We start from the raw sequence: 9966 nt of genomic DNA, 5'->3' as shown, positions 1-9966 counted from the left end.
GGAATTTGGAATGACACATAGCACGCGTGCCTTTCTCCTTCAGAAATAACCTGCGATTTCACAAAACCATTCGTAATTCGCAATTTTTTTAATTAAAAAATGTTTTTCGTGCATTCGTAGCTTTGTTGCGTTTTATGTAGTTGATTAATCGTTGCGACTGCGCTGCTTTAAAAATAGTTTCGAATGCGGTTGTCCTCTAAAAAATGCAAAGGAAATTCGAACCTCTTGTCGGATCTTAGTCAGCGAAAGAAAAACAAGCCGTTGAACGAGTACCAGGATGTAACCGGAACTGATCAATTCCCTGTTTTAAAGTGTTTTCCTGTGGGAAAGTCCATGACCTGAGCTTGCTCTTTCCCCAGAATGTCTCTTTTTTGTAAAACCTTCAAGATTTTTCCTATTGTTCCCCCAAAAAATTCCGATAATTTGAATCGATGGTTTTTTAGGAATATTAAAGCATGATTGGATTTAATCCGTTTACATTAAAAACAAGAATTTATTCAAAAATACCGGAATTGCGGCGGGAAGCCGAACTGGAAATTGTAAAAAGGGCAAAAGCCGGTCCCGTCATGTACATCGCCCTTTTGTTGCTGATTGCTTCAACGACCCGTTTGCCAGGTGATTTCCCTGCCTTGTTTTTTTCTATTTTGATCAGTGTGATTTTGCTTAGTACCGGCCGATCCGTACTGGGCTATTATTATCAAAAACGAAGTCAGTTACATCCCGAACGATGTCGGCTTTTGTTTTCTGGTATTACTCTGGGGCTGGTTGGCCTGTGGGGTTGGTTAGGCGCTTTTGTTGTTTCCTATTACGGTTTGGCTACCACCTCTTTAACCATTTTAGTAACCTTAAGCGGCCTTGCCGTTGGTGGAATTGCCACGCTCTCACCCAATTTAAAGCTGTCCATGGCCTACCTCGCCTTGCTTTTGTGGCCTTCTATTTTTGTTTCCTTTTTAATGGGCGAAGCAAAATTATTTGCCTGGGGTATTCTGATTGCTTTCTTTTTCGTTTACCTTGCCATTGCCACCAAACAATTTTACGAGGAATACTGGGATAGGCTGTATCAGAACTATATTCTTAGCATAAGAAACATCGAATTAGAAAAAGCCAAAGAAGAGGTGGAACAGGCTAATAAAGCCAAAGATGAATTTTTAGCCAATATGAGCCATGAAATACGCACACCAATGAATGGTATTCTTGGCATGACCGAACTGGCACTGGAAACCTCGCTAACAGCAGAGCAAAGAGACTATCTGAACGTGGTGAAATCTTCAGCCGATACCCTGCTGACCATAATTAATGACATTCTGGACTTTTCTAAAATTGAGGCCGGCAAGCTGGACCTGGAAGAGATCGATTTCAATCTCTATGACATGATTGGCGATATGATCAAGCCACTGGCCATTCAAAGTCAGGAAAAAAAGGTGGAACTGGCCTATTTTATCGACCCTGAAGTCCCCATTTTCGTTAAGGGAGATCCCATTCGCTTGCGACAAATTCTTGTGAATTTGATTGGCAATTCGATAAAATTTACCGAAAAAGGCCAAATTGTTCTTGAAGTATTTAAAGAACAGTTAACCGACGATCATATAGTTTTGAAATTTGCCGTACACGACAGCGGTGTGGGGATTCCTAGGGAGGTTCAGGATAAGATTTTTGAATCCTTTGTACAGGCCGATAGTTCGATCACGCGTAAGTTCGGAGGCACAGGGCTGGGATTGGCCATCTGTTTACGTCTGGTCAAAATGATGCAGGGCAAAATCTGGTTAGAAAGTCCTTCTTCCTACAAAAACCGCAAAGACGGGGGGCCGGGAACGTCCTTTTTCTTTACCGTGCAATTAGCCAAAGCCGAACTAAAGGAGGTGGCTTCGTACCGCAATTTCCAGAAAAAACTAAAAGGTCTGCGCGTTCTTTTGGTCGATGACAATTCCATTAATCGTAACTATTTCCAGAAGATCCTGGAAAAAAACAAGTTGCAGGTGGTCATCGCCGAAAATGCGATCAAAGCCTTACAAATCCTGGAGAAAGATCACGCTTTCGACCTGATTATCACCGATTCCCAGATGCCGGAGATGGACGGATTTAAGTTTTCAGAAAAGATACGGGCTAACAAAGCTCTGAAAGGCATTCCCATCATTTTGCTGACCTCTTCCGGAATTCGCGGAGACAGCGAAAGGTGTCGGAAAATCGGCATCAATGCCTATTTGCCCAAACCGGTCAAATTAACCGATTTTCTTAAGGCCATCCAGGTAACCCTGGGCCTGCCTAAAATCGAAGAGAAGCAGCCGGCTCTGGTAACTCAGTACACAGTACGCGAAGTGCTTCCCCAGCTTCATATTCTGGTGGCCGAAGATAATCCAGTCAATCAAAAATTAGCTTTAAGATTGTTGGAGAAAGCTGGTTACAGTGCAGATGTTGCCAAAAATGGCTTACAGGTTCTGGAAAAAATTAAAACAAACCATTACGACCTGATTTTGATGGATGTGCAAATGCCGGAAATGGACGGTATTCAGGCCACGCAAAAAATAAGAGAGTGGGAGGGCGGGCAAACCCATATTCCCATAATTGCCTTAACCGCGCATGCCATGAAAAAGGATGTGGATCGTTGCCTGGCTGCCGGAATGGATGGCTATGTTTCCAAACCGATCCGCCGGGAAGAACTGTTTAAAGAGATTGAACGCGTAGCCGGCGCTATGATTCATTGATTCAGACGGCGACTTACCAATCGTTGCTGACGCAAAAGAATGAAATTTTTTCCAATTGATTTTGGCCCGATTTTTACTTCGCTAATTAAGAGACACACTTTTTTAAAAGATATTAGAATGCCTGAGTTCTCAATTTAAACTACAACAAAGCCCCCTGTCAAGGCATTCAAGTGAAAATACTTACAAGATTTCTTATAAAAATTTTTATTTGACAAAAATTATAATAATAAATAATTTACTATGTAAATAATATTTGGAGGCAAATTTTGAGTAAGTCTACGGATTACAGCGCCATTGCTGAATTGATTTTTTCACTGAGGCAAAAATGTAAATTAAAGGATTTGTATTTTGTAAAAAAAATGGGTATTTCACAGGCAGAGTTTAATTGTCTTGCACAATTTTATGATCACGATTCTTTAAGCGTGAAAGAACTTAATGAACGATTGGATCTGACGCCTGGCGGAGTGACGCGCGTTCTGACGTTGTTGGAAAAAAAGGGCTTGATTAAAAGACGTATTTCGACCGAAGACCGACGCAGTATTGATGTGCTCCTGACTAAAAAGGGCCGGGAGATGGTTCAAAAGTTGCAAAAAGCCGCCAGCGAACTGCATGAAGAAATTTTTGCTCAATTAGATGAAGCGTCACGTGAAAAACTGATCTGGTCAATTGAACAGTTAATGCGCATAATCGACCAGTGGTTGGAAAAAAATAAAGAAGACTAATTTATTTTACCCGTTTCTGTGAAATTCAGAACAAACTGGAAAGTTGTCATGATGAATAAAACAAAGACAGAGTTTGTAGTCAAGTTGCTGTCAGCGTTATTGCTGGCTTTCGTTCTATTAGCCTTTTACGTTCTCTGGACGCATTCGACTAATCAAGGAGACTGGCTGGTAATTTTTATCTTTGCATTTTGGGTTGCGCTATTTTTTACCAGCCCTTCTAAATTCCCGGCCATTACACCCAGGAAAGTTGCCTATTCTGTTTTCTACATTTTTTATTTATTCATTTCTATTGTAAAATCAAATTTTGATGTGGCTCGTCGCGTTGTGCAACCCAAAATTCCCATAAATCCAGGTATTGTACGCGTTAAAACCAGGTTAAAATCGCCAATTGGACGGATGATTCTGGCTAATTCAATTACCTTAACGCCGGGCACCCTCTCTGTGGATGTTCATGGCGACTACTATTACATCCACTGGATTGATGTCAGCGACATCGACGAACAGGGAGCCACGCAAAAAATAGTTGCTGGTTTCGAAAGATATTTGGAGGTGATCTTTGGCTGAAACATTGATGCATATTGCCATGCTTATTGCCATGCTGGCTGTACTGGTAGCCAGTGTGCGTTTTGTTATTGGTCCCACGGCAGCCGATAGAACTGTGGCGCTGGACGCATTAACCATTATTTCCACTTCTCTTATTGTTTTTATTGCTCTGTTTACAGGCCGTGCCATCTATCTTGATGTGGGATTGGTTTACGCCATTTTGAGCTTTATTGGGGTTATCGCGGTGGCCCGTTTTTTGGAAGGAGGCCTGTGATGGAGCTTATTCGTCTGGCAGGCGCTGTGATTTCACTTTTGGGGTCTGTTTTTTTGTTTTTAGGCGCCTTAGGCATTTTAAGGATGCCCGATCTCTATAATCGGATGCAGGCAGGCACCAAAGCGACTACTCTGGGCAGTATTTTAACCATGTTGGGCATCGGGCTGTTTCATCTGCCCTGGTTCTGGCAAACCTTCATTCTGGTGGCCTTTTTGGTAACCACCAATCCGCTTTCATCACATGCCCTGGCCCGGGCTGCCCATTTTCGTGGTATTCCGCTAACCACAAAAACAATTGAAGACAGACTTTCCAGAGATGAAAAAGAAAAAAAGGAAGAAACGATGCCGGAGGCGGAAATATTATGATTGCTCTGGTTATTTTACTGGGTTTTGCTATGATTGTGGCAGCGATTGCGGCCATATATCTGAAAAATTTAATTGCGGCCGTTGTAGCCGGGGGTATTGTGAGCTTATTTGCCAGCCTGCTCTATCTCATTCTGGCTGCTCCTGATGTGGCCATGACCGAAGCGGCTATTGGCGCCGGATTATCTACAGCTATTTTCCTTTACGCTGTAAAGCACACCCAGGAGGAGGAGGTTGAACATGATTAAGCGCTCCATTTCTTTTCTGATTCTATTGGGTTTTGTCTTAATGTTCTGGAAAATGGTGGCCAACTGGCTGCCCATGACCGACCTCAATGGTGTGGCCCGCGAATATGTTAAACGTGAGCCTGCGGAGTTAGGAGCGGTTAATGTGGTTACGGCTATTGTTGTCACCTATCGTGGATTGGACACACTGGGCGAGGTAAGCGTTTTGTTTCTGGCAGCCACGGGAGTCGCTGTGTTGCTGCGCCGTCGTGAAAAGACAAAAAAGAGCAAAACAAAAAAACGGCCCGCCAGTGAATTTTTACAAACCGGAACGCAGTTACTAACCCCGTTTATTGTCATGTTTGGCGCTTACATCTTTATCAATGGGCACCTGTCCCCTGGCGGTGGTTTTCAGGGCGGAGCCGTGATTGCCTCCTCCATGCTTCTGCTGCTCCTGACCTACCCCGATTATCGCTTTAAACATAGCCTGCTTAATTGGGTTGAATCTATTTCAGGGGTCGGGTATGTGGTGGTTGGCCTGTTAGGGCTTGTCCTGGCTGGCGGTTTTCTGGATAATCGCTTTTTACCCCTGGGGCAATATGGCCAGGTTCTTAGCGCAGGCGCCATTCCTGTAATTTATATTTTTATCGGGTTAAAAGTCGGGACTGAATTGGCCGGCATTCTGGAAAACCTTAAACAAGAACATTAAAGGTTGGACATTACAATGACAATTGTTTTGGGAATTGGATTTGTTTTAATGATCATTGGCTTCTGGGGATTATTGACGCGCCGGAACATGATCAAGATGGTTTTAAGCATTGCCATCGCTGAAACCGGTTTGCAATTAATCATGATTGCCATTGGTTTCATCAAAGGACGCACAGCGCCCATCCTGAATTCCGACCTTCTGAAACTGGAAGGGGTTTTGAAAGTGGTGGATCCGGTACCCCAGGCTCTGGTGCTCACGGCCATTGTCATCGGGGTGGCGGTCAATGCGTTAATGCTCACATTTGTGATCAGACTTTATCAACAAAAAAAATCATTAGACATTAGTGACTACAGGGATCTAAAATGGTAGAACCAATTTACATCATTGCCATTGCCCTGGGCGTGGCTTTTTTACTGCCTGTTCTGGAACGATTTGGTAAACCGCTGGTAAATTTTGTCTTTATGCTGGCTTTAACTTCGCTGACTTTTATTTCCGTGCAATGGCTAACGGGCCTGCTTTTTAACGGATTGTCAGCGGTGCAGGTTTTTACTGCCGGGTTAAAACCGCCGTTGTCCATCAATTTGCAAATGGGCCCGAACGAAGCCCTGTTTTTAAGCGCCATGAATCTGTTAGCGCTTAGTACGGCCATCTATCTTTTGCGCTATTTAAATCAAATTGGTGTGCGGGCCAAGGTGCTTTTCCTGCTGGTTACCCTGGGAATGAACGGCCTGGTTATGACCAGGGACATTTTCAACCTGTTCGTTTTCATTGAGATCACCTCTATTGCCAGTTACGCTTTAATTGGAATGGATCTGCAGGTAAAATCCCTGATTGCCGGTTTTAAATATATGATTGCAGGCAGCATTGCCTCCATCTTTTTGCTGTTGGGGATCATCTTGCTTTACCGTTTTAGTGGCACACTAAACATCGATGATCTGCTGGGGATGTCGCTAAGCGCTTCACCAACCTATTTGATTGTGGCCGGACTCTTTGTTTTACTTCTTTCTTTTGTAATCGAAATGAAGCAATTTCCAGCTAATGGCTGGGCGCTTGATGTGTATCAGGGCGCGCACCCGGGGGTAGCATCGGTTATTTCTGCTGGTACATCGGGTGCCATGTTTTTTGCTTTGTACAAAATTTTGCCCCTGTTCCCTTTACCATGGTTAAAGATTGTCGCCGGGCTGGGGCTGGCCACCTTCTTTTTTTCTAACTGGATGGGATTAAAGCAAACGATTACCACGCGTCTTCTGGGCTACTCTTCGGTTGGCCAGATGGGCTTGCTCTTGATGGTGTTAAGCCTGAGTCAGATTTTTGACCCTGATTTGAAAACCTATGGTTTTATTCTTTTAGCTCTCTTTTTTAACCATTTTTTTGCCAAGGCCGGACTTTACTGGCTGGCTGGTGTGGTTAAAGCCGAAAAGGTGCAGGACTGGCATGTATTAAAGAGTAAACCAGTTTTGCAGTTTTTATTTGGGCTTCTGGTACTGGCTCTTTTAGGTTTTCCACCTTTTGCCGGATTCTGGGGAAAATGGTCTCTGGTTATGGCCATGGCCGGGCAAAACATGTTCTGGTGGATTGCCATTCTGTTGCTGGCTTCATTGTTTGAGGCCGCTTATCTACTACGCTGGTTTGGTCAGGCTTTTAAACCGGCCAAACCGGACGCTGCAGAAGTCAGCGGTTTGTGGGAGCAGCGCCTGTCGCTCTGGGTATTTGCCATTATTACTCTTCTTTTAGGATTGGCGTTTGCCAACCATTACATGGTCGACGCCTGGCTCCTTCTGTTACCTGTAATAACTGCTGCTGCATTGTTTTTGCTGGACTGGCTGCCGGCCAAAGTGAAGGGGCTGCTGGCTATTCTTTTAATCGGTCTGTATGCCTACCAGATTCTACCGCAACAGCAGGGCATCTACCTCTATTTCAATCTCATTTTTTTGGTTGGGGGAGGAACACTGCTCATCGCTTCTTTACACCGTCAGGAAAAATCCTATGCCTTTTTTCCCTTAATGGTGTTGATGATCGGTTCCCTTTCCAATTTGTTGCTTGCACAAAGTCAGTTACAGTTTTTCTTTGCCTGGGAGTTAATGACCCTCTCATCCTATTTGTTAATTTTACGGGGCCAAAAGGCCTGGCAGGCGGCGCTGGTCTATGTGCTGTTTAGTCTTGGAGGGGCCTACGTCATCTTAGCCGGGCTGGCACTGGCTCATTTTGCCTTTCCCATGAGCGATAGTCTGTCGGCCCTGGCCAACGTACATGTTTATGGGCGCCTCATTTACGCTTTACTGGCCATTGGTTTTCTGGTTAAAATTGCAGCCGTCGGATTGCACATCTGGGCTCCGGCTGCTTATGCCGAGGCCGATGATGACGCCACGCCTCTGATCTCTGCCGTGCTTTCCAAAGCAGGCATTTTAGGCTTTGTGCTGCTGGTAATTAAGATGGGAGTGGAACAGGTCAACTTCATCGGTTTAAATGTGATATTAGGCTGGATTGGTGTTTTAACAGCATTTTTTGCCACCCTCTTCGCTGTCTTTCAGGAAGATGCCAAAAAATTATTAGCCTATTCCAGCGTGGGTCAGGTGGGCTACATTCTACTAGGCCTGGCGGTAATGAGCCATCTGGGCTGGGCTGCGGCGTTGTGGCATACATTAAATCACATGTTGTTTAAAGGATTGCTCTTTCTGGCCATTGCCGGAGTTATTTATCGAACGGGCACAAGGGATATGTACAAAATGGGCGGTCTGATCAAACAGATGCCTCTTTCTTTTGTCTCCGTGCTTATTGGTATTATTGCCTTGTCTGGTGTACCCCCGCTGACCGGTTTTGGCGGAAAGTGGCTGCTTTATGAGGCGCTTATTGAAAAAGGCTGGTACCTGCAAACAGGCCTGGCCTTTTTTGCCAGTACCATTGCTTTTTTGTACTGTTATCGTTTGATTCACACCATTTTTCTGGGAATCCCCAAGCCGGAACAGTTAAAGATAAAAGAAGCCCCTGTCTGGTTCTTAATTCCTCAGTACATTTTAATTGTGGCCATTATGGTCTTTTCCGTAAACCCAAAGCTCCTGTTGCAGCCAATTTCTCAGATCATTGATCCTGTTTTCAGCACAACGCTGAAATGGCAGAATTTGATGGTGTTCAATGCGCTTGGGTACTGGAACGGAACTCTGACCATGATGATGGTGGCTGTAATCTTTGTTCTGTTGCTTGTTTACCTGCTGCTGATTAATCCCCGACCGCAAAAAGTGAAACCGTTCAACATCGTGTTTGCCGCAGAAAAACCGGAGCGGCCGGAAACTACGCATTATGCGTATCAGTTTTTTACGCCATATCAGCGTGCCATGAGCCCTTTGCTTAAACCACTGGTACGTCGTTTCTGGAGCGGGGTAAGCGAATGGAGCCATTCGCTGGCAGCAGGCTTGCGCCTGATTTACACGGGCAATGGACAGACCTACGCTCTTTTTATCTTTCTTTTAAGTCTGACGCTCTATTTCATGATGGGAGTAAACTAATGAGTGACATCTGGATAAAAATTGGCTATGCTCTGGCTTCCTTATTTTTGATTTTCAACTACGGATTGTTGTTGATTGGTGTTACCATGAAAATCATTGCCCGGGTGCATGGTCGAATTGGTCCGCCGATCTGGCAGCCTTATGTGGACATCATTAAAAGTTTGTCCATGCGTACGGCGATTTCGCACGGCATCATGTTTTATCTGGGGCCGGTCTTTCGTCTGGCTGGCGGTGTGGGACTCTACTTGCTCATTCCTGCTGTTTACGGCTCGGTGTGGTTACAAAACTTTAGCTTTAACGGCGACCTGATTCTGGTGATGTATTTTATCTTTTTTGGCATGTTGGGCATGGCTCTGGGCGCCGGCGAAAGCGGCCATCCTTTTTCGGCATTGGGGATTATGCGCGGACTTTCTCAGGTGACGGCTTCGGAGGTGCCTTTTGCTTTGGCAGTCATTGCTCTGGCAGCACAACACCATACGTTGTCTATTTCTGAAATTGTGGCCGCCCAGCAGGGAGGTATTGCCCACTGGAATATGTTTACCAATCCGGTGGCCACCCTGGCCGGCATGCTGGCCTATCTGGGGATGATGATGCACTCTCCGTTTGATGTACACATGGCGCCGCAAGAAATTCCTATCGGACCGCCGACGGAATTCAATAGCAGTTTCCTGGTGCTGCTGCAGTCCAACCGCTCTGTTTTTGCTGCCGCTAAGCTGGTCCTTTTTATGAACCTCTTTTTTGGCGGGGCGACGTCTATTCTGGAAATGGTAATAAAAACATTTTTGATTTTTCAATTTTGTGTGGTGGTTGGTGTGGTTTTTCCGCGCTTTAAGGTTGAACAATCGATTCGCTGGTTAATCAAAATACCAGCCATGATTGGTGTTGTGGCTGTTTTGATTTATTCATTTTAATGGAACAGAAATTAGG

10 protein-coding genes are annotated in these 9966 nt (G+C 44.8%); all 10 read left to right on the top strand.

Features of this window, described 5'->3' with window-relative positions:
* The first annotated feature begins 455 nt into the window (after positions 1 to 455).
* The 10 genes from ACWB0I_RS06585 (at position 456) to ACWB0I_RS06540 (ending at position 9950) form a co-directional block, all read left to right on the top strand.
* Complete coding sequence (locus ACWB0I_RS06585; RefSeq protein WP_479387254.1) at positions 456 to 2702, top strand: response regulator; 2247 nt, start codon at positions 456 to 458, stop codon at positions 2700 to 2702.
* Positions 2703 to 2968: 266 nt separating this feature from the next.
* A complete protein-coding gene (locus ACWB0I_RS06580) occupies positions 2969 to 3424 on the top strand; it encodes a MarR family winged helix-turn-helix transcriptional regulator (RefSeq protein WP_479387253.1) in 456 nt (151 codons plus the stop codon).
* A gap of 48 nt (positions 3425 to 3472) precedes the next feature.
* Complete coding sequence (locus ACWB0I_RS06575; RefSeq protein WP_479387252.1) at positions 3473 to 3988, top strand: Na+/H+ antiporter subunit E; 516 nt, start codon at positions 3473 to 3475, stop codon at positions 3986 to 3988.
* Positions 3981 to 4241 (top strand): MrpF/PhaF family protein, encoded by a 261-nt coding sequence (locus ACWB0I_RS06570; protein WP_479387251.1) that lies wholly within the window; start codon positions 3981 to 3983, stop codon positions 4239 to 4241. Before ACWB0I_RS06575 ends, ACWB0I_RS06570 begins: the two co-directional genes overlap by 8 nt.
* The gene (mnhG, locus tag ACWB0I_RS06565; protein WP_479387250.1) at positions 4241 to 4606 is read left to right on the top strand and encodes a monovalent cation/H(+) antiporter subunit G; all 366 of its coding nucleotides are present in this window, start codon (positions 4241 to 4243) and stop codon (positions 4604 to 4606) included. Before ACWB0I_RS06570 ends, mnhG begins: the two co-directional genes overlap by 1 nt.
* Positions 4603 to 4851, top strand: a complete 249-nt coding sequence (locus tag ACWB0I_RS06560; protein ID WP_479387249.1) for a hydrogenase subunit MbhD domain-containing protein — start codon at positions 4603 to 4605, stop codon at positions 4849 to 4851. The genes mnhG and ACWB0I_RS06560 overlap by 4 nt, the downstream gene beginning before the upstream one ends.
* Positions 4844 to 5536 carry a hydrogen gas-evolving membrane-bound hydrogenase subunit E gene (mbhE, locus tag ACWB0I_RS06555; RefSeq protein WP_479387248.1) on the top strand — a complete coding sequence of 231 codons (693 nt, stop codon included), beginning with the start codon at positions 4844 to 4846 and terminating at the stop codon, positions 5534 to 5536. Before ACWB0I_RS06560 ends, mbhE begins: the two co-directional genes overlap by 8 nt.
* A gap of 15 nt (positions 5537 to 5551) precedes the next feature.
* Positions 5552 to 5905 carry a sodium:proton antiporter gene (locus ACWB0I_RS06550; RefSeq protein WP_479387247.1) on the top strand — a complete coding sequence of 118 codons (354 nt, stop codon included), beginning with the start codon at positions 5552 to 5554 and terminating at the stop codon, positions 5903 to 5905.
* Positions 5899 to 9039: a proton-conducting transporter transmembrane domain-containing protein gene (locus ACWB0I_RS06545; protein WP_479387246.1), complete on the top strand. Its 3141-nt coding sequence runs from the start codon at positions 5899 to 5901 to the stop codon at positions 9037 to 9039. Before ACWB0I_RS06550 ends, ACWB0I_RS06545 begins: the two co-directional genes overlap by 7 nt.
* A complete protein-coding gene (locus ACWB0I_RS06540; protein ID WP_479387245.1) occupies positions 9039 to 9950 on the top strand; it encodes a respiratory chain complex I subunit 1 family protein in 912 nt (303 codons plus the stop codon). Before ACWB0I_RS06545 ends, ACWB0I_RS06540 begins: the two co-directional genes overlap by 1 nt.
* Positions 9951 to 9966 lie beyond the last annotated feature (16 nt).

It is taken from the genome of Caldithrix sp. (assembly GCF_056497305.1).
This window is presented reverse-complemented; position numbering and strand designations above follow the sequence as displayed.